Here is a 22,065-nt window from a genome sequence, read left to right on the forward strand (position 1 = left end):
GCAGATCAGGATCTCATAGAGTTATTTTACCTTTTAGCAAAAGCGTGCGAGTCGCTTATCCTGATGCAGATCAGGATTTCATAGAGTCATTTTACCTTTTGGCAAAAGCGTGTGAGTCGCTTATCCTGATGCAGATCAGGATCTCATAGAGTTATTTTACCTTTTAGCAAAAGCGTGCGAGTCGCTTATCCTGATGCAGATCAGGATCTCATAGAGTCATTTTGCCTTTTGACAAAAATGTGCGAGTCGCTTATCCCAAACGTGTTTTAGAATCTCAGAAATTCAAGGGGCAAATGATATTGCATCTTTTTATGGGTATTTATTCTGTATACGCTTTCGCGAAAGCGTATAAAAATAGCATCAGTATATAAAGAGAACGTTGCGAGTGGTTTTTTATAATATTGATTTAATCTCTTACTAAAATAGCATTTAAAGTACCGACATCATTATTTTCAAAATTGGCATCTATTTCATAGGTATAATTGCCTTTACGAATTAATGATTCTCCAACAAAGTCAATAGGCTGTATGATTAGGGTGTCTTGGTCAATGACTAATTGTACAAACATATATCTATAGGAAGATTCAAAAGTTTGGTACTCAGAAATACTTCCAGCTTCTAAGTCTTCATAGGAAACACCATTTCTGATAATAATGTTTGAGTAATCAAAAGCACTCACATTAGCAAGTCGTAACCGAACCTCAGTATCATCGTCAGTAGTACAACTAATAGTCAGGATCATTACTAGGATAAAAAGTATCTTATGTTTCATAACATCATTTTTTATGTAGATGTAGAAAAGTAAAAAAGGTTGTGTTAAAATCTATAAAGAATCTTTTAACTCAATTTATATTCAAGTATTTCTTTATAATCATTTTTAAGGTGTCAAAATCAATAGGTTTTCCTAGAAACTCATCCAGACTATTTTCTGAAGTAAAACTATCACTCTCTGAGGCAACACCAGCAGTGACTGCAATAATGGGGGGTGCAGCTTGGGTTTTGTACTTTTTTAAGGACTTTATTTGTTTAGCAGCTTCGACACCTCCCATAACCGGCATATTAATATCCATAAGGATAAGGTTATAGGTGTTTTTCTTAAATAGGGCAATACCTTCTTTTCCGTTGGATGCAATGTCGCAGCTAATTTTTAGTTGTGATAATAAGCGTTCCAGTACTTTTTGATTGATTTTATTATCCTCAACAATAAGCACATGGATGTTTTCAGGGTTATCTGATAACGCTACTTCAATCTTTTTTGATACTTCTTTTCTAATTTTTGACTCTGCTTTTTTAAGCGGTAAATCAAAATAAAATGTAGTACCATTTCCAAGGCTACTTTCTACACATAATTTACTTCCCATTAGTTTCAATAAGTTATTTGAGAGTGATAATCCTAATCCCGCTCCATCAAACTTTCTTGTTTTTGAGTTGTCTCCTTGTTCAAAAGATTCAAGCAATCTATCAAAATCACTTTCGTCCATTCCAATTCCAGTATCTTCTACAACAAATCGTACTAGTTGAATATCATTTGAAAAATCGAGTTCTTCTATAGTGATAGTAATTTTGCCTGTTTGGGTAAACTTAATCGCGTTTTTCATTAAGTTAATGAGCACTTGTTGTATACGTAAAGAGTCTACATATACTTTATAATTTGTATCACAGGAATTATGATATTCAAAGTCTAAACTTTTTTCTTTTGCTTGATATTCAAAAATGCGCATTAGCTGTGTGATATCTTGCTCAAGATTTACAGATCGTTCTTGTATTTCTAAATTTCCAGTCTCTAATCTCGAATGATCTAAGATCATGGTAATCAAATCTGATAATTGATGCACAGAACGATCAACAATAGCAATATATTCTTCTCGTTTTTGGGGAGATTCGTCAGAAGACCTTAATAAATGTAGCATTCCTTGAATACCATTAAGGGGAGTTCGCATCTCATGACTCATTTTAGATAGAAATTGCGTCTTGTAATTTGCATTGTCAGTTGCTTTTTTTGCTGTTACTTCAAGTTCTTCTATGTTGTTTATAAGGGTTTCTTTTAATTTTTGATAACTAGAAAAAAGAGAGTCTATTTCTAAAATAGTATGATCAGACTCTATTTCTTGTATATCTTCAAAATCGCTTTCTATAAAGTGGGCAATATCTGTGTTAAGTTTTTGAACTCCTTTGGTGAGGTTTTTAGAAAGATAAAAGACAAGTAAAACGAGTATAAAGGCAAATAAGATACTCGTGATAGAAGTGGCTGTTATTTGTGTTGTTTTTTTAGATTCTATCTCTGTACTCGTAGCAACACTTATATCAGAAAAGTCTTTTTGTATCGTACTATGTAGGGTTGTAATCTGTTTGTGTAATCCACTATTTGAATAATATCCTATTTCATCATTAAGAGATACTAGTGTTCTAAAATCTTCTTGGTACCCTCTTAATAGAATGCGAGTACTATCTGATAAGCGTGTATTGTTCAGTAACTGACTTGATAAGTAATTGAAATCACTGTAATATTGCTTTTCGCCTCGTAATAAGAAATCCTTTTCATAGTTACGAAGCTTTAGAATAGTTGTTTGATCAATAGCATCACTATCAATAAGCAATTGTGCTTTTTCTTGCATTTTACCTTCTATTCCAAAATTTTTATAGCCTCTTCGCTCCATTTTCGCGACAAGCGTAAGAACTTCTTTGCGTAATGTTTTATAATTATCAGTAATTGTTTTTATATCTAATGGGATATCTATACTAGAGGCTTGTGCTTTTATAGTTTCTAATTGCTCGGGTATAGATCGTAAATTAGCTAAATAGATATATAATGAACTTGCTTCTGATTTATCATAAAAGGCAGCGTCTCTGTATCCAGTATAAAAAAAGGTGTTATAATTATCAATATTAGCGTTGAATTGTTTAGAAGTATCAAGAATAGCAATAGATATGGTATCTGAAAGTGTATCTTTTCTATGAATATAAAAATAGGAGGCAGCCCAAACAATTAGAGAGGCTAAAAAGGTCAAGAAAGAAAGAATTGCTTTAGACCTAAAGGAACGAAAGCGTAGTTTTTTAAAAAATGAATAATAGGGGGCATTATACATCATAATTTTGGTTAAAATACAGAAAAAATGCGACTGTGTTCTTTTTAACGAAAAAGAAACACCTTTCATATTCTATTTGATCCTTGTGTAGCACTTTAGATTTGTTATTTTTGCACACCCTTATATTTGTTATGATAAAATTCCTATATACCTTTTTAGTACTGCTTAGCTTCTCAATGAGCTATGCTCAGAATAATGATGATGTACTCTTGACTATCAATGGACAAGATATCACTGTAGAAGAGTTTAAAGCTGTCTATCTTAAAAATATTAGTTTAGTTCAAGACGAAGCTCAAAAAGATCCTAGAGCATATTTAGAGTTATTTAAAGAGTATAAGCTAAAAGTACAAGAAGCTTATAAAGAAGGGTTGGATAAAAACCCAGCCTATATTAAGGAGCTTAGTGGTTATAGATCACAACTCATTAAAAATTACCTTACTGATGTAGATGTAACAGAGTCTTTAATAAAGGAAGCCTATGACCGAACAGTAACAGAGGTGAAAGCACGTCATATACTTGTGAAAAACAATCCAGGTGCTTTGCCTCAGGATACGTTAAAAGCATACAATAAAATTATAGAAGCTCGAAATCGTATTGCAGCTGGGGAAGATTTTGAAGTAATCGCAAAAGAGTACAGTGAAGATCCATCTGCACAATCTAATGGAGGAGAACTAGGATGGTTTAAAGCATTTAAAATGGTATATCCATTTGAAACAGCTGCATTTACTACAGAAAAAGGAAAAGTATCTAAACCTTTTAAAACACGATTTGGATATCATATAGTTCAAACGACAGATAAACGTCAAGCACGAGGTGGTATTCAGGTAGCACATATTATGTTAGCCTTAAAACAAAAGGATACAGCATTAGATCCAGCAAAACGTATTAAAGAAATCTATGCGCTATTAGCACAAGGAGAGTCTTTTGAAAAATTAGCACAAACTCATAGTGATGACAAGAGATCTGCTATAAAAGGAGGGCAACTGGATCGTTTTGAGTCTGGGCAATTGAGCAGTAAAATATTTGAAGAACAAGTATTTAATATAAAGGAGAAAGGAAGTTATACACAGCCGTTTAAATCGGAGTTTGGATGGCATATAGCAAAACTAATTAAACGATTTCCTATAGGTTCATATGATGAAGAACGAGGGGCTTTAGAAGAAAAACTTAAACGAGATATTCGCGCTAAACAAATATCAGATTCACTAGAATCAAAGTTACGTGCAAGATATGGGATTGTAGAAAATAAAGCACTTCAAACGTATTTTGCTTCTGTTTTTACGGATGCAGATTTCATTTCTAGAAAATGGCAATATAGCCCTAACGATTTTGAAAGAAAAACAGCAGCTCTTACCATAAAAGATACTTCATATACCTATGATGCTTTCGGAAAATATTTAGAACGTTTTCAAAGAGGAGGAGCGTATACGAACAAAGAACAACTTATCAAGGAACAAGCGTTTGTTTGGACGAATAAAACCATCAAAAAATTTCATGAGGATCATCTTGAAGATGTAGATCCTGAATTTAAAGCGCTTATCAGAGAGTATAGAGAAGGATTATTGCTTTTTGAATTACTAGAAACTAAGGTTTGGAAAGTAGCAAAAACAGATACTATAGGAATTAAAAAATACTTTGAAGTACATAAAGAATCTTACAGAGTGCCTGAAACTCTGAAGATGACCATGATTACATCTTCTGATAAAAAGACACTTACAACGGTCAAAAAACTACTGAAAAAAGGAAAAACCCAAGAAGAAATTGAAAAGAAGTTCAATATAAATGAAGAAATAAACGTTTTATTTACAAAACGTGAGGTCGCTACTAATGATACTACCTATGTAGTATCGGGTTACACACCTAAAATTGGAGTTAGTCCGATATATAGTTTGAATACAGATTATGTTCTTTACCAAGTAGAAAGCATTATTCCTTCAAAACTACCCACCTTTGAAGAGACAAAAGGAGCTGTTATTAATGATTACCAAAAGCATATAGAAAAGACTTGGTTACAAGGCCTTAAAGAAAATGCATCAATAGAAGTAAACGAAACTGTCTTAGATCGTTTTGTTAAGACATTGAAGTAAATGAAGCTATCATCATACATATTGCTATTTGTAAGTTGCTTACTAATTAGTTCTTGTAACTTTTTTAATAAAACAACTTCAGATCAAAATGCAGTTGCTAGAGTCAATGATTCTTATTTATATACTTCAGAGATTGAAGAACTCTTTAAAAACACAGATTTTTCTATAGATAGTACTACAATAGTAAATAGTTACATAAATGATTGGGCTACAAATCGATTGTTGTTAGATGGTGCATTGCTTAATGTATCGAAAGAAGAACAAGATAAGTTTGAGCAGTTAGTACAAGAATATCGCACTGATTTATATATAAAACTATATAAAGATAGGTTAATACAACAACGATTAGATAGTGTTGTATCTGATCAGGAAGCACAGCAATTTTATGATCATAATAAAGAAAATTTTAGACTTAATGAAGAGTTAGTAAAACTACGATACATTCATTTAGCTACAGATTATAATAATGGTAACGAAGTAGCTAAGCTCTTTATAAATTTTAAAGATGAAGACAAAGTAGTATTAGATTCTATACGTTTACAGTTTAAGAATTACTTTTTAAATGATTCTATTTGGGTAAAACGCAGTGTAGTTCAAAACAGTATTCATCCTATAGACGCTACAAATGCCGATAATTTGTTAAAAAAAACCAATTTCTTACAACTACGAGATTCATTAGGTTTATATTTGATCGCTGTCAAGGAAACGTTATCACGTAATGATATTGCTCCCTTAACATATGTAAGACCAACCATTGATCAAATTATAAGAAATAAACGAAAGTTAACACTTACAAAGCAACTTGAAAAGGAGATTAAAGATGATGCTATTAAAAACAAAAAATTTGAAATTTATAATTAGAACCCTTATTGTATTATTTGTATGTCAACCATTATTTGCACAGGATGTGGCTACAAATACTAAAACAAAGTTTAAAGTAGATGGTGTTGCTGGAGTAGTAGGTGACTACCTAATTTTAGAAAGTGATATCGATAAATTTTTATTTGATATTAAAAGTCAAGGTCAATCTTCTGTAGATATTACGCCTTGTCAAGTCATGGGAAAATTACTAGAAGATAAATTACTAGCACATCATGCGATTCAGGATAGTATTGTTGTAAATGATGCACAGATAGACTCAGAAGTAGATCAAATTATAGATCGTTTTGCGCAACAATTAGGATCTATTCAGAAAGTTATTGAATACTATAAGAAAGATAATATCGCAGAACTAAGAGCTGAGTTATTCTCAATACGTAGAGATATTCGTCTATCAGAAAGTATGAATGAAAAGATTATTTCTAGTGTAGATGTTACTCCAGATGAAGTAAAATCTTTTTTTGAAAGTATTCCTAAAGATGAGTTACCAACGTTTGGTGTAGAACTTGAAATCGCGCAAATTGTAGTAGAACCTAAAGCAACCGATGCAGAACGTCAACGTGTAATAGATCGTCTTAATAGCTTTAGATCTGATATTATTGATAATGGAAGTAGCTTTGCTACAAAAGCGGTATTATATACAGATGATGGAGCTTCTCGTGGAGATGGTGGTTTTATGACTATAAATAGAAAAACACCTCTAGTAAAAGAATTTAGAGATGTTGTATTTGGTTTACAAGAAGGTGAAGTAAGTGAACCTTTTGAAACAGAATATGGATTCCATATTGCAACACTAGAAAAAATACGAGGCGATAAATTAGAGATTAGACATATCCTTTTAATACCAGAAGTAGGAAAAGCACAAGAAGAAGAAGCAAAAGATAAGATTGAGCGTATCAAAAAACGTATTGAAGAAGGAGAACTTACGTTTGATGCAGCGGCACGTGAATTTTCTGATGAGAAAGAAACAAAATTTGATGGTGGGGTATTAGTAAACCCTGTTACATTAGATAAGCGCTTTGAATTGAATAAATTAGATCCTACCTTGTACACAAAAGTAAGCAACCTAAAAGATCAAGAAGTATCATTAGTGTTTAATGATCCTAGTCGTACAGGAAAGACGCGTTATAAAATATTGACAGTAAAAAATAGATTAGAAGAGCATAAAGCCGACTACTCTAAAGATTACATTAAGATTAAAGATTTAGCACTTAGAGAAAAACAAATTAAAGCAATCTCAGAGTGGCAAAAGAAAAAAATAGAAGAGACTTATATTAAAGTGAATGGTGATAACCGTGACTGTGAATATGTAAGTAACTGGTTGAAAAAATAAAACATATGTCAGACGTAGCTGCTATAAATCAATTAGTAGAAAAACATAAACAACTTAAAGCCGAAATTGCAAAAGTAATTGTAGGACAAGAAAAAGTAATAGATGAGATACTACTCTCTATATTTTCTGGAGGTCATGCATTACTTATAGGTGTGCCTGGTCTCGCAAAGACATTAATGGTAAATACGATTGCAACGGCATTAGGATTAGATTTTAAACGTATTCAGTTTACGCCAGATTTAATGCCTAGTGATATTTTAGGATCAGAAATTTTAGATGAATCTCGTCAGTTTAAATTTATAAAAGGGCCTGTTTTTTCAAACATTATTTTAGCAGACGAAATTAACCGTACACCACCCAAAACACAGGCAGCACTACTTGAAGCGATGCAAGAACGTATTGTAACAGTGGCTGGAACTAGATATCCATTAAGTTTGCCTTATTTTGTGCTAGCAACGCAAAACCCTATTGAGCAAGAAGGAACCTATCCGTTACCAGAAGCACAATTAGACCGTTTTATGTTTGCTATCAATCTTGATTATCCCTCGTTTCAAGAAGAAGTAGATGTTGTAAAAGCAACGACTTCAGATAATAAACCAACGGTAAATTCTCTCTTTTCCGATCAAGAAATTATCAATTTCCAACAATTAATTCGTCGTATCCCTGTAGCAGATAATGTAATAGAATATGCGGTGCAATTAGTTAGTAAAACAAGACCTAAGACGGAAGCTGCTGCACAAATCGTAAATGATTATGTAGATTGGGGAGCAGGTCCAAGAGCATCACAAAACCTAATTCTTGGTGCAAAAACACATGCTGCTGTAAAAGGCAAATATTCACCAGATATAGAAGATGTACAAGCCGTAGCTACTGGAATTTTACGTCACAGATTAATTAAAAATTATAAAGCAGAAGCAGAAGGGTTAAGTATTGAAGATATTATTAAGAGTCTCTTTTAACACTTTTCCTTGATATTATTTCAATGTTTCTGAGTACGCTTTCGCGAAAGCGTATACAGCATTTATAGTGATTATACCCTCTAAATTGTAGAATCTCTAATTTTGCATACCTGTTTTTGTGATTTTCGTATAAATAAGCATTAATTTTTCCTAAATAAGCTGTTGGTTTTTATTGTGGCTGTCGTCTTAGATACTGTTGTCTTTGTCGCTATGATTTCGTAATTTCGCGAGACTGAAAATAACACTTAGTAACCAGAAAATAACTTAATACACCAAAAAGCATATGGCATTTGATATTGATATGATCAAGGAAGTCTACGCAAGAATGGCCGAGCGTGTAGATACTGCTCGTGATCTTGTAGGAAGACCATTAACACTTTCTGAAAAGATTTTATACTCTCATTTATGGGAAGGCAAACCAACAAAAGCCTTTACGAGAGGAAAAAATTATGTAGATTTTGCTCCTGATAGAATCGCTTGTCAAGATGCAACAGCTCAAATGGCTTTATTACAGTTTATGCAAGCTGGAAAAGATAAAGTAGCAGTACCTACAACGGTACATTGTGATCACTTAATCCAAGCAAAAGAAGGTGCGGCAACAGATTTAAAACATGCAAATGATGTAAGTAGTGAAGTATTTAACTTCCTAGAATCTGTATCTAATAAATATGGAATTGGTTTCTGGAAACCAGGCGCGGGTATTATTCATCAAGTAGTTTTAGAAAATTATGCATTCCCAGGCGGAATGATGATTGGAACAGATTCTCATACAGTAAATGCTGGAGGATTAGGTATGATTGCTATTGGAGTAGGAGGAGCAGATGCTGTAGATGTAATGGCTGGAATGGCTTGGGAGCTTAAATTTCCAAAACTCATAGGTGTAAAGCTCACCGGAAAACTAAGCGGATGGACAGCACCAAAAGATGTAATTCTTAAAGTAGCCGAAATTCTTACCGTAAAAGGAGGAACTGGAGCTGTGGTTGAATATTTTGGACCTGGTGCTACAGCGATGTCATGTACTGGTAAAGGAACTATTTGTAATATGGGAGCTGAAATAGGAGCAACAACATCTACTTTTGGATATGATGAATCTATGGAACGCTACCTAAGAGCTACAGAAAGAGCAGATGTAGCAGATGCTGCAAACCAAGTAAAAGAACACTTAACTGCAGATGCAGAAGTATATGCAAACCCTGAGCAATATTTTGATCAAGTAATAGAAATTAACCTTTCAGAATTAGGCCCATTATTAAATGGACCTTTTACTCCAGATTTATCTACGGCAGTAGGGGGTGAAATGACTGAAAAAGCAACAGCTAATGAATGGCCACTACAAGTAGAGTGGGGATTAATAGGATCTTGTACGAACTCATCGTATGAAGATTTATCAAGAGCCTCTTCTATCGCGCAACAAGCTTTAGACAAAGGAATAAAAATGAAAGCAGAATTAGGAATTAACCCAGGTTCTGAGCAAGTACGATATACAGCAGAAAGAGATGGTATCTTAGAAGTATTTGAAAACCTAGATGCTAGAATCTTTACAAATGCTTGTGGTCCATGTATAGGACAATGGGCTCGTTATAATGATCCTAAAAATGCACCAAAAAATAGTATTGTACATTCTTTTAATAGAAACTTTGCTAAGCGTGCCGATGGAAATCCTAATACACATGCCTTTGTAGCGTCACCAGAATTAACAGCAGCGATTGCGATTGCAGGACGTTTAGATTTTAATCCGCTTACGGACTCATTAATTAATGAAGAAGGACAAGAAGTGATGTTTGATGAGCCTACAGGATGGGAATTACCTCCAAAAGGTTTTGACGTAAAAGATAATGGATACCTAGCTCCAGAAGAAGATGGAAGTAAGATTAATGTTGTTGTAAATGAAACTTCAGAACGTTTACAACTATTAACGCCATTTGTACCTTTAGGAGACTCTATTACGGGGGCTAAATTATTAATAAAAGCATTTGGTAAGTGTACTACCGATCATATCTCTATGGCTGGACCTTGGTTACGTTTTAGAGGTCACTTAGATAATATTGCAAACAATACCTTAATTGGTGCTGTAAATGCATATAACAAAAAGACAAATTTTGTTAAAAATCAATTGACAGGAGAATATGGTGGTGTACCTGATACACAGAGAGCATACAAAGCAGAAGGAATTAAAACTATAGTGGTGGGAGATCATAACTATGGAGAAGGATCTTCTCGTGAGCATGCTGCAATGCAACCACGTCATTTAGGAGTTGCCGCTGTAATTGTAAAAAGTTTTGCACGTATACATGAGACCAACCTTAAAAAACAAGGAATGCTTGGACTTACGTTTGCAAACGAAGCAGATTATGATTTAATTAAAGAAGATGATACTTTCAACTTTGTAGATTTAAATGAATTTGCTCCTGAAAAGCAATTAACAATTGAAGTTGTTCATGCAGATGGAAGTAAAGATACTATCAAAGTAAATCATACGTATAACCAATCACAAATTGATTGGTACAATGAAGGAAGTGCCTTAAACCTTATCAAAAAGGAGAATGCAGCATAATTTACTTACTATAGATGTTATAAAAGAGCTATCCTCATGGATGGCTCTTTTTTTTGTAAGCAAGTACTAAAGACCTCGACTTAAAGTGAAACTACTCCCCACACAATGAAAAAAACTTGGTTTCTTGAAGATGTAAATGTTTTTGGGTTGCTATGCCCTCATAAATTAAAACGCTTTAAAAAATCACATAAATTCTCTCAATATAAAAAGAGAGATTATATCTACTCAGAAGATGATAATGCCAACAAAGTATACCTTATTGAAAAAGGAAAAGTAAAACTTGGGTATTATGGTGAAAATGGAGAAGAGGTTATTAAAGCCATTTTAACTAAAGGAGAACTCTTTGGTGAAAAAGCCATTCTTGGTGTTGAAAACCGAACTGAATTTGCACAATCATTAGATCATAACACTTGTATTTGTCCTGTAGCCGTAGAAACGATGCAAGATTTGATGAGAGATAATGAATCTTTTAGCCTTAAGATGTATAAATTTTTAGGTTTTCGATTTAAAAAACTTGAAAGACGTCTGGAAGTATTACTTTTTAAAGACACAAAAACACGTGTGATAGAATTTATCAAAGAATTGGAAGATGATTACGGGTACTGTTGCCCAGAAACAGGAGATATTGTTATAAATCATCCGTATACCCAGAAAGATATTGCGACATTAATAGGAACATCAAGACCTACATTAAACACAATTCTTAATGAGTTAAAATCGGTGGATAAGCTAGACTTTAATGGGAAAGAAATTCGTTTAAAACAAACTGATTAATATGTATCTTGGTATATAGAATTTACACGATTATGAAAAAGAAAAAATTCAGTTTAAAAAATATCTTATTCCTTGTTGTAATTGCATTGTTGATTATTCCGCAAACTAGAACTCCTATTCAGGTGGCGATTAATAAACTGAAAGTACAGATATTTTCTCCTTCCGCTTTCGCGAAAGCAGACCAAGCACAATTAGAGCCATTTACCTATAAAGTTTCTTCTATAGATGGTCTTTCTCGTAATGCTGAAATAGGGCAGGGAAAAGTAACATTTATAAGTTATTGGGCTACTTGGTGCCCTCCCTGTATTGCTGAGTTGCCGAGTATTGAAAAGTTATATGCCGATTATGGAAATAAAGTAGATTTTGTACTGATTACAAATGAAAAACCAGATAAAGTAAAACGTTTTTTAGAGCGTAAACAACTTAATATTCCAGCAGTTTTCCCAGAAATGGAAACTCCTGAATTACTTTTTGAACGTAGCATACCTACCAATTATATCATTGATAAAACGGGAAAAATCGTTATCAAAGAAAAAGGCGCCGCCGATTGGAATAGCACAGAAGTGCGTGAGACATTGGATAAGTTGATTGCAACTAATTAACAGTACAGCCTAAAGAAATAAGAATATTAGTCTGCATTTACTTACAGAGTAAATTATACAGGACACTTTTATGTATAGTAAAATCCCTATTTATTGCAAATAGGGGTTTCGTTTTAGTGAGATATTAATAGAATGGTTAGTGATTACTTTTTGATTACTTTATATGTACTTGTTATTGCTCCTGATCTTGCTGTCATTAAATAAATTCCAGTAGGTAGCCTTCCTATAGAAAGCTGAGTATTTGTGGCATTTACTTCTTGCTCTACTACTTTTTGCCCTGTAATGTTATATATAACGACCTGTTCTATAGATTGGGTAGCATTTATGTTCAAGATATCTTCTACAGGATTTGGAAAGAAAGAGAACCCTTCTATAGTAGCTTCTTCTGTGCTTAGTAAAGCGTCGCTGTCTATATTTATTGTCTGTATTGAAGTAGATGCTTGTGCAAAAGCATAATAGGTTTGATTTGCATCTGCTTCGAAGGATACCTCTAGGTTAAAACCACAAGTATTGGTGCCACTATTAACATAAGTAAGATCATCTAACGTAGCGTTTTCATCAGCAGCACTATAAAATATAATAGTTTTATTATCATTATTTGTAGGATCTTCAAAATTTGCAGTTATAGTCCCTTCATCAGTTGTTGTAAATTTGTACCATACCGATCTAGTAGTTGTTATGCTACAGCCATTAGAGTTAGTTATTGAATCACCTGTAGCATCTGGAAAATTTACATTGTTATCTGTATATGGGAATCCTAGCTCATCTACATCTATCGCATTTTCAATAAGGTCGTTAGGTGGAGGAGAAAAATCGTAAGCAGATATCATAAATTCTCCAAAACCATTACCTCCAAATTCCCAAACACGTATCAGTACTATTTCTCCAGGCGTACGATCTGTAAGTGAGATTAATGAGAATAATCCCTCACCGTCATCATCATCACAATCTAATACTTCTGTAAGATCTTCTGTATATAAAGCAATTCCAGAATCTCCTAGAGCAGAATTTTCAGAAAATTGCGACTCAACTGTTATAGATCCACTTGCAGGTACAGTAGCAGAAAACCAAACATCACCGCCGTTATAACTGGCACAACCTGGTGCCGGAATTGTTGGATCTACAAGCTGAGAATCTGATGCAAAATTATTAATACCATCTATCACATTATCTTCAAAAACATCACCTACGGTAAGCATAGTTGCAGTGGCTGGATCATCATTTACACGACAAGTTCCAAAACGTAGATTTGAAACAAAAAGTGCATCACCATTATCTGCATCTTCCAGTTCAATTCTTCCAATTAGTTCTGAAGAATGAATTCCAAAGAAATCAAAATCTGATACAATGTATGTGATGTCAAAAGTTTCTAGAAGCGTATCATTAGTATCAAAAACTCGAATGATACCATTACCATTGGTATTAGAAACTCCAAAAATATCAAAAGCTACACGCGTCACAGCTTCTGTAAATGTAACTATAGTGAAGTTTCCTGTATTACCTTCTGCTCCTATAGTAGGAACATCTTGATTTGATCCTAGTTGTCCTGGAGGAGCATAAAGTATATTTGCGTCATTTTCTATAGTAATTGTAAAACCATCTTCTAGTTCACCGTCAGGAAAACAATTACTAGAAACGGTGCTTGATAATTCTGGACCACAAAATGCTACTCCACTAGGAGATCCTTCAAAGTCTTCTGTCGTTAATGGTGTTTCTGTATCACATTCAGCGAGCCAGTTTGCTTCTACTTGATAGAGAAAAGGTCCTTGCTGCGCAAATGCAGTAAAACTAAATAGCATAAATACAGTTAATAAAGTAATTTTTTTCATGTGCTTTTTTAATGTTTAATTAATTACACTGCAATATTACATTGACTTGTAGTTATGGATGTCTCATATCTTTGATAGTCAAAAATATTGGACAACTTTATAGGTGTTGATTCACATTATGAAATAATAGCAAGAAATGTATAGTTATTATTTTATTTAAAGCATTGTTTATTAGAGTTATATGCTATTTATGTATAGTAATTAGGATTGATTAATACTTTAGAATTACTTATTTTAAGTATTTATAGATCTTCACTTTATGAATATGAGATTTATAGATTCATTTTATCACTAATTGACGAAGAGATGTCAAATGAATCAAAATAATTAGTTGTAAATGAATTTCAAAATAATTTTTAATAGATTAATTAAGTTGAGATTTTTTATACTGAGTAGGAGTGATTTGGGTTACTTTTTTAAAGGCGTTGTAAAAACTAGATTTAGAGTTAAATCCGGTTTCTAGTGCAATTGAAAGTATTGTATACTTGTCAAATTCAGGATCTACTAATAATTGTTTTGCAAGACCTATACGTTGTTGGTTTATATAATCTGTAAAACTATAGTTAGAATGATTATTTACAATCTGTGATAAATAATTTGCACTTATGTTTAGTTTAGTAGCTGTATAGTCTAGTGATAATTGTGAATTAAGGTATAGTTTTTCTTCTGTAATGAGTTGCTCAAAATCAGCGTATAGTTTACTATTTGTTTTCTTTTTTTCTGATTTCGAATTGACTAAAGATTGTGGTTGTATAAAGGACTTTGGTTCAAGTATAGCTACTTTTTTTCTAATTACCTTTCGCTCTTTGAATAGTTTTGCTTTAAAAATTGCTGCATACGCAATCCAGTATATTAAGAAAGAAATGGTAATCCAAAGTGGGTAATACCTAGTAAAACCAGGTAATGTTATGAAGTGATTTCCTAAAACCCAAAACACTATAGTCCCTAATGCTACAAATAATGTTGTTTTTAGCCATGCGGTTTTAATGATTATTTTATTACCATCTTGAAGTTTTGATTTCTTTTCATAAATAAATATTGCCCTAAAAATGAGAAACAAGAATAGTATATTAAATATTAAGATGACAATTTCTAAATAAGAATTATAAACTCTTTTATAGACTTCTTCTTGAAAAGTAGTATAGGAGATAAATCTAGAGATAGTCGCTATTCCAAATGGTGTAAGTACTAAAGCTACTTTTTTAAAGCAGATTTGTTTTTGTAAATATGCATCCACAAATAAATAGAAAAAAGGTCCAATAAGCATTTCAAATAGAAAATATGCTTTTGTTAATACGGGTGAATTTTTTAATAATTCTACATCATATAACCAGTACTGTAAATTATTAAGTGATAATGCAAGCACAGTAAGTGCTAAAAAAACATGAAGTTTTGTATTGTATTTCTTTCGAAAGAAAATAAAAAAACTAAAAAAAAAACCGTGAATGACACCTACAGCTATAATACTATTGAAAATGTTGAAATGAAATTCTTCTATCAAGGCAAGGGAAATTATTTAGAATAAAATTTTTATTATTAATACAATATAGTGCAAAAGTAGAGGTAATATTATGTTATTTCTTCTTATTTCTATAAGTAACATAAAAACGATATTATCTGTTATTTCATCGAAGAATTAGTTATAAAAACTTCTAGTTTTGAAAATCAATTATTTTAACAAGTAATTAAAACTGCATATGACTTCCAGTTTAGAATCGCTCAGAAATCCCATCTAACGATTCTTCTTGGTTTTGTAGTAAATTAATTTCAATACCTCCAATAATTGTGAATATAGAATCACCATTTGCTATTTCTCAAAATGAAATTTATCTAATTTTTTTATATCATTGATAAAACAGGAAAAATAGTTATCAAAGAAAAAGGCGCCGCCGATTGGATTAGTAAAGAAGTGCGTGAGACATTAGATAAATTAATAGTAGGCTAGGTACTTAATTACTAAATCTAAACAAAATTGATAATTAAATCTACCTATGCTTACAGGCATGCTAATCTCGTTGTTTACGAACTTGTTTCAGTATCTAACGGGATCTTAGTTTAATGACTCTTATTCATCTATAGGAATTACATTTTCATCTTCTAAGTCTACCCATTTCTTTTCAAAATAAAGAGCCATTGTTCTACCCAGACTATCTGTAGCGATAGTTTCTACAAAATGATCATTGTGACTTTGATATTTTATACGAAGCTGTGTATATTCATTTAATTCGTAATATGCTCCTAAATCTAAATTAAAAGGATTGTTTTTTACATCATTGGTAAAGACAGATAAAAGAAATAGGCGTTTGGATATCGTATCAGGTTGTGCATATCCAAATATTCTATGATCTTTTTTAATAGTAGCATTTAAATATAACATACTGTCAGATACATATGCATTTGTAATATGGTCTTCAGCATGAGCAATACTTTTAGCATGTGCTAAGTCCATACTATCTAGTTGAGTTAGCTTTGTATTTACTTTTTTTTCCAAAGCATTAGAACTAGTTTCTTTACAAGCTATGCATATAATAAATACTAAAATCGATAATGCATATGTTATTTTCTTCATAATGAGTCAATATTTGAGGCATACTAATAATAGAATTATGTATTACAATGCGTCGTACTTCTATTTTAAAACTGTGTATCGTTCCTAACTGGGAACTGCTCAGGAATTTCATCTAACGATTCTCCTAGATTCTGTCGTAAATCAATTTCAATACCTCTTGCGATTGTGGAAATAGGAACATCATTTGCTGTTCCTTCAAATGGATTTTCTCCAGTTCTTCCTATACGTTCCATGGTATGGAATATCCAAGCAACAATTACATAAAATGGAATTGTAAGCCATATGAAGTATGTTCCTATAAATGAGTTTTGATTTGTAATCTCTAGGCCTATTTCGGCAAATTGAGGGACTAATGCCAATGGTAATAACAAAACAAAAATCCACATAAAGAAGTGATTAAGCGTTGCAAAATGTCTTGGATATGGAAAGTTTTTGATGTGTTCGCTTTTGCCTTGTAAAGTAAAAAGTTCTTCCAAAACGCCTTCTAATTGTAAGAAGGCGAATTCCCAAATAAGACCTTTTTCTTTTAATGCTTTTAAGTGATGTGATTGTAGGTATAATAAAGCTGTTTGTTTATTATTTTTACTCATGGTATAGGCGTGATCACTATCTGAGATATACGATTTTATATCCTCTTCTACAACGCTTTCTTTTTCTGGAGGGTGCATATTCCACTCGCGATTTGTTCTGTGGTTTGAAGTTGTTTCCCAGGGTTTTGATGCGCGCATTGCGTGACGTAAAGCAGTCATCCACCCAATATGTCTATATGTAAGTGTTTTAATCTCTTTGGATAATTCTTCTTCTTTCAGAGGAGATATTGCATGCTCATTGGTAATCATATCCTGAAGATACATACCTAATATTCTAGATGTATTTACAATCCCGCCCCATATTTTTCGAGCTTCCCAGATACGGCCATAAGCAGCATTATTTTGAAATCCTATCACAAAAGCAACTGCAGTGCCTATAAGTGCTAAGGGTGTCCAAGGTATTTTTAGCCAAGAAAGGTCCAGAAAGAAATAAGCAGTTACCCAAGCTACTATAATCAATAGAAATAATAATGTTTCAAAACGTGTCCAGACAGCCATTTGAAAGGCTGTGTATCTTTTTTTGGTATGCATAGGTTAAAGATAATAAATCTGAGTTTGCTTTCGCGAAAGCGTATATGAACTTAAATTATAAAGGAAATAAGCTATACATTATAGTCTATATGTACATCTGAATAGATAAGTTGTAAGTGTTTATTTCTTTGATACCAGGTATTTGCTTTGATCTCAGAAATTTTACGATCATGACTATCTTCGTCTTTTAAAAGGTCACTTTTTGATAAACAAGCATAGTGTATGAGATTACCTATACTATTTTCTTCAATTATATGTAGTTTAAAACGAATTTCAATGACTTCATCTGTAACATCAGAAAACTTAAAAGATCTCTTGAAAGAGAGCTCATTTTCATAGATGTTTATATATAGATCATCAAACTGTACGACAAATAATTCTTGATTAAACTGTGCTACATAGAAATTTACCATAGAAATGTCTTTGTAGTGATAAATCATAGCATCTATAGCACTTGCTGTTGTAATAGTATTTTGAGATCCAAATAGGTCAAGGTATTCATATACAGACGCAATCAATAATTTTGTCATCTTTTCAGAATGTATATCTGCATCTCGATACATTATTAGGCTTTTTGTGAGGGAGGTGTGGTGAGTATACCATTATCAATTTTTTCACAGTCATCAGAAAAGGGTGAGTAATGATCTTCTTCCCAAATTCCATCTCTATAAATAAACTCTATTCTATTAAAACCAGTAGATGTATGAATAATTAAATTATCACCTTCTTTAGGATGGTATTCAAAATCAAAGCAATTTCTAGTATTTAATTCTTCAAAGACAAAGTCGGCTGTAAGTCCTTCGTCAAGTTTGGAGGCAGGTAGTCTATAACGCCCCATTTCTTGTTCTTTTCTAATGCCTACATAAGAGAATAATGTCCATTCATATTCAGCAGTAGTTTTTGCTTTAGATTGTTTATTTAACTTTTTACGACGCTTTGATTTTTTATGATGTACAATCACCTTTGGGTCATTGCATTTGCAAAGAATAAAACCTTTTGAAAAATCACACATAGATTACTGATCATACAATTTATATTGTATAAATGTATTAAAAATACATGTGGTTAGTATCGTTATAATACAAATATAGTGTAGCACTCTATTGTAGAGTGTTACACTATATTACATAAAAAAGTATCTATACGGCCTATTGTTTTTCTCTTTGGTAATATGCTACAATGCTAGCTTTAGCAATCGTATTATTCCATAAATAGTATCCAACTACAGCTGGATTTGTATTTTTATTTAAACCTAGTGTGTCTGTCTTTAATGCATATACAGTAATAATGTATTGATGTAGGCCATGTCCTTCTGGTGGACATGGACCTCCATATCCCATAGCACCATAATCTGTGATACTTTGAATGGTTCCTTGAGGAGTAAGATTTAACTTGATATTTCCTGCATCTGTGACTAATTGTGTCGTGGTAGATGGGATATCAAACACGACCCAATGCCACCATCCGCTACCAGTAGGGGCGTCTGGATCATACATTGTAATGGCAAAACTTTTTGTGCCCTCGGGTGCATTTTTCCAAGATAATTGAGGGGATTGGTTTTTTCCTGTACAACCAAAACCATTAAACTCTTCTTGAATTGTTGTTGCTCCACCAAGTGTATCACTAGATAATGTAAATGTATTTTGTCCAAATAGAGTGGTAGAGACTGCTAATAAGATTCCTAAAATAAGATGTGTGCTTTTCATAAGATTTGTGTTTTAATTACAGTGCAAATCTATAGCTAGAAGAAGCTTTCTTGGTATCCTATTTAGCTCAAAAAGTATTTGTAAAAGCTCAATTTGTTTGGTATTGTTTTGGTGTCATACCAAATTTTGTTTTAAAAGCTTGAATAAAGTTAGATAAATTTTCATATCCAATTTCTTCAAATATATCTGATGGTCTATTCGTTGTATTTTTTAATAAAAGAGCAGCTTGTTCTAACCTTTTTTCTTGAAACCACTTACTGGGAGAGCTATTAAAGTGTTTTGTGAATTCTCTTTTGAAAGAAGAAACACTCATGTTTGATAAAAAAGAAAGCTCTTTAAGTGTAAGTTTATTGAGTTTGTTGGACTCAACTATTTCTATAAAATGCTGAAATTTACTATCGGTATTATTAATAAGAGAAAAAATAAAATCATTGCCTTTGGTCTCTTTTAAATACAGCATGAGCTCTTCAAATTTTGCTGATAATAAGTGTAGTTGGATTTCTGTTTTTAGCGTGTTGATATGGACTAAACTGCTTACAAATGTTTGTAAAAAGGCATCGTATTCAAAGGAATAAATAGATGATTGGTTTATCGTTTTAGGAGTCGATAATTTATATTTTTGAATAAAGTGTATTAATGATTCATTTGAAAAGAAAAATAAAATACTTCTATAAGATTCAAAGGTATTTGCTAATTTTTCTGTCATTAAGCAATGTCCAGACTTCATCAATAAGAAATTAGAATTTTCGATAGCAATTGTATTCCTGTCTGAAAACACTTCTTTATAGCCTTCTTGTAAAAAGCTAAACGTATTTAGTTTTAGTGATACCATTTGTTTACGAGATTCCTCAGAAGTATGATAGTCTACTAAATAAAAGGGACGTTTATTTTCAGTGCTAAAGTGATCTGGTAAATAGATTATATTCATGCTTACTACATTATTAGCGATCTTTCAATCTATACACAAATTTAAGTCCGCTCCAATCTTTATCTATAGCTGCGACTTTTACATCAACAAGACCTATGCTTAATAGATACTCACGTATAGGTTCTCGTTTTAAATCAGTGGGAATAGAGGAAGCTCCTTTTGGCCAACTTATCCATAGAAGGCCTTCTTTTTTCAAAGCTTTCTTATAAGTAATTGTATTGTTTTGAAGATCTTCAATTGTTGTGCAGAACATATGAATAAAATCTACGCTCTCCGGTGTTATTTCTTTTATTATTTTGAGATCATCTGGCATATCAGTAAATAGATCGAAATAATGTTTAGGTTGATTGTAAAGGAGTATGGTGTATCCTTCTTTAATCCCTAGTTTCTTTGCTAATGGTGTTCCTGAATATCCTGCGGTCATACGAATGATTTTAGAGATACATTATTTAGTATCTAGTATTTTTTTATCATCCGTCCAATTTACCATAGATTTAATGAGTATATGATAATCTGCTACAGTTAGAAAACTTTCAGGAGCAAAGCGAGCTTTTAATTCATTTCTAGTTTCTATTTCGGGAAGATCCTGTTGGTAATCATCTTTAAGATTGAGCATGGTGTCAATCCAAGCGGCATAGTCATCTGCACTTGGGATACTTCCTACAATAAAACGTTTTAATATGTCCTGTTTCATTGCTGAGATCTTTGGATCAAAATCCTTTTGGAATACAACACTAAGCTCATCTGGAGCCAGCATGGATGCAATGGTACGTTGTATGTCATTAGACGTTAGCAAACTTCCGTCAAAATATATCTTTAGGATTTCAGAACGACTATAAAAGGAAGAAGGATTATTCATGGTTTGTTGTGTTTCTAATGCTTTAGAAATTGATATTATATGTTTTGTAGTTTTTATTTCCAATCAATGTCTTCAGTTGTTTTCTTACAGTAATAACAACCACTCTTTGTTCCATCGATGTTATACCATTTGTGTTTGGCTTTAACTAGTTCACAATCCTTTCCTTTACCAGCAATTCCCCAATTTATTAAAAACCAAGGGAGCCTTAATCGCCACCATACTCTATTTTCATAGGGATGTTTTTTATTCATTTTTAGTATGTTAAATAAATATATCAAGTAACTTATTGGTCATGAGAATTAGAATGAAGCTAGTTGTTCTTTAAAACATCTACTCAAATTCTTTCTCAAATGAATCGTCCCATTTGAAGGCATTGATCACCCAACCATATTCATTTTGATAGTATGTAAATATAAGGCGAATAGCAGTATTTTGATATCTCACTAAATATGTTTCCCTGATCGCAATATCAGCAATAGTTTCGTTCTTTACTTTTAAAGTTCCAATGGGTTTCCCGAATCGATCTCTAATGATATTTAAATACTTCATTGTTTTCTCTTCTAAAGATTCAATCTCATTAGATGGCAATGGCCAATAAGGAGTTAACTTTTCAAAAGATTCTGAGATTTTATTTTCTTTGAATAACGAAACAATATCTTTAGAAAGTTCTTGTGTTTCAGTGACACTTCGTAAATATTTGTCTTGCGCATAGCTATTAAAACTTAGGAAAATAAAGAGAGAAGCAATCATTGTTTTTTTCATGTATCTATTTGTTATGG

Annotated in this window: 21 protein-coding genes; 7 read left to right on the forward strand and 14 right to left on the reverse strand. The window is 32.4% G+C overall.

Annotated features, from left to right (window positions below; translation table 11 throughout):
* Positions 1–406 precede the first annotated feature (406 nt).
* Positions 407–772, reverse strand: a complete 366-nt coding sequence (locus tag Q1A60_RS09440; RefSeq protein ID WP_299764972.1) for a hypothetical protein — start codon at positions 770–772, stop codon at positions 407–409.
* Positions 773–842: 70 nt separating this feature from the next.
* Positions 843–3,089 (reverse strand): ATP-binding protein, encoded by a 2,247-nt coding sequence (locus Q1A60_RS09445; protein WP_299764970.1) that lies wholly within the window; start codon positions 3,087–3,089, stop codon positions 843–845.
* Between the two features lie 128 nt (positions 3,090–3,217).
* Here Q1A60_RS09445 and Q1A60_RS09450 point away from each other — a divergent pair, with 128 nt between their 5' ends.
* The 7 genes from Q1A60_RS09450 (at position 3,218) to Q1A60_RS09480 (ending at position 12,274) form a co-directional block, all read left to right on the forward strand.
* Complete coding sequence (locus tag Q1A60_RS09450) at positions 3,218–5,173, forward strand: peptidylprolyl isomerase (protein ID WP_299764968.1); 1,956 nt, start codon at positions 3,218–3,220, stop codon at positions 5,171–5,173.
* Positions 5,174–6,034 (forward strand): peptidyl-prolyl cis-trans isomerase, encoded by an 861-nt coding sequence (locus tag Q1A60_RS09455; RefSeq protein ID WP_299764966.1) that lies wholly within the window; start codon positions 5,174–5,176, stop codon positions 6,032–6,034.
* Complete coding sequence (locus tag Q1A60_RS09460; protein WP_363322582.1) at positions 6,018–7,385, forward strand: peptidylprolyl isomerase; 1,368 nt, start codon at positions 6,018–6,020, stop codon at positions 7,383–7,385. Before Q1A60_RS09455 ends, Q1A60_RS09460 begins: the two co-directional genes overlap by 17 nt.
* A gap of 5 nt (positions 7,386–7,390) precedes the next feature.
* Positions 7,391–8,344 carry a MoxR family ATPase gene (locus Q1A60_RS09465; RefSeq protein ID WP_299764961.1) on the forward strand — a complete coding sequence of 318 codons (954 nt, stop codon included), beginning with the start codon at positions 7,391–7,393 and terminating at the stop codon, positions 8,342–8,344.
* Between the two features lie 283 nt (positions 8,345–8,627).
* Positions 8,628–10,898 (forward strand): aconitate hydratase, encoded by a 2,271-nt coding sequence (locus Q1A60_RS09470; RefSeq protein ID WP_299764959.1) that lies wholly within the window; start codon positions 8,628–8,630, stop codon positions 10,896–10,898.
* A 105-nt stretch (positions 10,899–11,003) separates the two neighbouring features.
* Positions 11,004–11,672 carry a Crp/Fnr family transcriptional regulator gene (locus Q1A60_RS09475; protein ID WP_299764957.1) on the forward strand — a complete coding sequence of 223 codons (669 nt, stop codon included), beginning with the start codon at positions 11,004–11,006 and terminating at the stop codon, positions 11,670–11,672.
* A 32-nt stretch (positions 11,673–11,704) separates the two neighbouring features.
* Entirely contained in the window at positions 11,705–12,274 is a 570-nt protein-coding gene (locus tag Q1A60_RS09480; RefSeq protein WP_299764955.1) for a TlpA disulfide reductase family protein, read from the forward strand.
* Positions 12,275–12,417: 143 nt separating this feature from the next.
* Here the strand turns inward: Q1A60_RS09480 and Q1A60_RS09485 are convergent, their stop codons facing one another.
* The 12 genes from Q1A60_RS09485 to Q1A60_RS09540 all read right to left on the reverse strand — a co-directional run bounded on the left by Q1A60_RS09485 (position 12,418) and on the right by Q1A60_RS09540 (position 22,048).
* Positions 12,418–14,103, reverse strand: a complete 1,686-nt coding sequence (locus tag Q1A60_RS09485; protein WP_299764953.1) for a T9SS type A sorting domain-containing protein — start codon at positions 14,101–14,103, stop codon at positions 12,418–12,420.
* 364 nt (positions 14,104–14,467) lie between these two features.
* On the reverse strand, positions 14,468–15,604 hold the full coding sequence (locus tag Q1A60_RS09490; RefSeq protein ID WP_299764951.1) for a helix-turn-helix domain-containing protein: 1,137 nt from the start codon (positions 15,602–15,604) through the stop codon (positions 14,468–14,470).
* A gap of 564 nt (positions 15,605–16,168) precedes the next feature.
* On the reverse strand, positions 16,169–16,672 hold the full coding sequence (locus Q1A60_RS09495) for a hypothetical protein (protein ID WP_299682627.1): 504 nt from the start codon (positions 16,670–16,672) through the stop codon (positions 16,169–16,171).
* Positions 16,673–16,737: 65 nt separating this feature from the next.
* Positions 16,738–17,793, reverse strand: a complete 1,056-nt coding sequence (locus Q1A60_RS09500) for a bestrophin family ion channel (RefSeq protein WP_299764949.1) — start codon at positions 17,791–17,793, stop codon at positions 16,738–16,740.
* Between the two features lie 71 nt (positions 17,794–17,864).
* Positions 17,865–18,323 (reverse strand): hypothetical protein, encoded by a 459-nt coding sequence (locus Q1A60_RS09505; RefSeq protein WP_300007605.1) that lies wholly within the window; start codon positions 18,321–18,323, stop codon positions 17,865–17,867.
* Positions 18,324–18,358: 35 nt separating this feature from the next.
* Positions 18,359–18,805 carry a hypothetical protein gene (locus Q1A60_RS09510; protein ID WP_299682618.1) on the reverse strand — a complete coding sequence of 149 codons (447 nt, stop codon included), beginning with the start codon at positions 18,803–18,805 and terminating at the stop codon, positions 18,359–18,361.
* Positions 18,806–18,941: 136 nt separating this feature from the next.
* Complete coding sequence (locus tag Q1A60_RS09515; RefSeq protein ID WP_299764943.1) at positions 18,942–19,499, reverse strand: YbhB/YbcL family Raf kinase inhibitor-like protein; 558 nt, start codon at positions 19,497–19,499, stop codon at positions 18,942–18,944.
* A gap of 88 nt (positions 19,500–19,587) precedes the next feature.
* Positions 19,588–20,427: an AraC family transcriptional regulator gene (locus Q1A60_RS09520; protein WP_299764941.1), complete on the reverse strand. Its 840-nt coding sequence runs from the start codon at positions 20,425–20,427 to the stop codon at positions 19,588–19,590.
* Between the two features lie 13 nt (positions 20,428–20,440).
* The gene (locus tag Q1A60_RS09525) at positions 20,441–20,851 is read right to left on the reverse strand and encodes a DUF3052 domain-containing protein (RefSeq protein WP_299764939.1); all 411 of its coding nucleotides are present in this window, start codon (positions 20,849–20,851) and stop codon (positions 20,441–20,443) included.
* Between the two features lie 21 nt (positions 20,852–20,872).
* Positions 20,873–21,349: a hypothetical protein gene (locus tag Q1A60_RS09530; protein ID WP_299764937.1), complete on the reverse strand. Its 477-nt coding sequence runs from the start codon at positions 21,347–21,349 to the stop codon at positions 20,873–20,875.
* Positions 21,340–21,537, reverse strand: coding sequence for a hypothetical protein (locus Q1A60_RS09535; RefSeq protein WP_299764935.1), 198 nt, complete (start codon positions 21,535–21,537; stop codon positions 21,340–21,342). Before Q1A60_RS09535 ends, Q1A60_RS09530 begins: the two co-directional genes overlap by 10 nt.
* Before the next feature lie 79 nt (positions 21,538–21,616).
* Positions 21,617–22,048, reverse strand: coding sequence for a hypothetical protein (locus Q1A60_RS09540; RefSeq protein ID WP_299764933.1), 432 nt, complete (start codon positions 22,046–22,048; stop codon positions 21,617–21,619).
* Between the last annotated feature and the right edge of the window lie 17 nt (positions 22,049–22,065).

The sequence above is a fragment of the uncultured Dokdonia sp. genome (assembly GCF_947492535.1).
Lineage (GTDB): Bacteria > Bacteroidota > Bacteroidia > Flavobacteriales > Flavobacteriaceae > Dokdonia.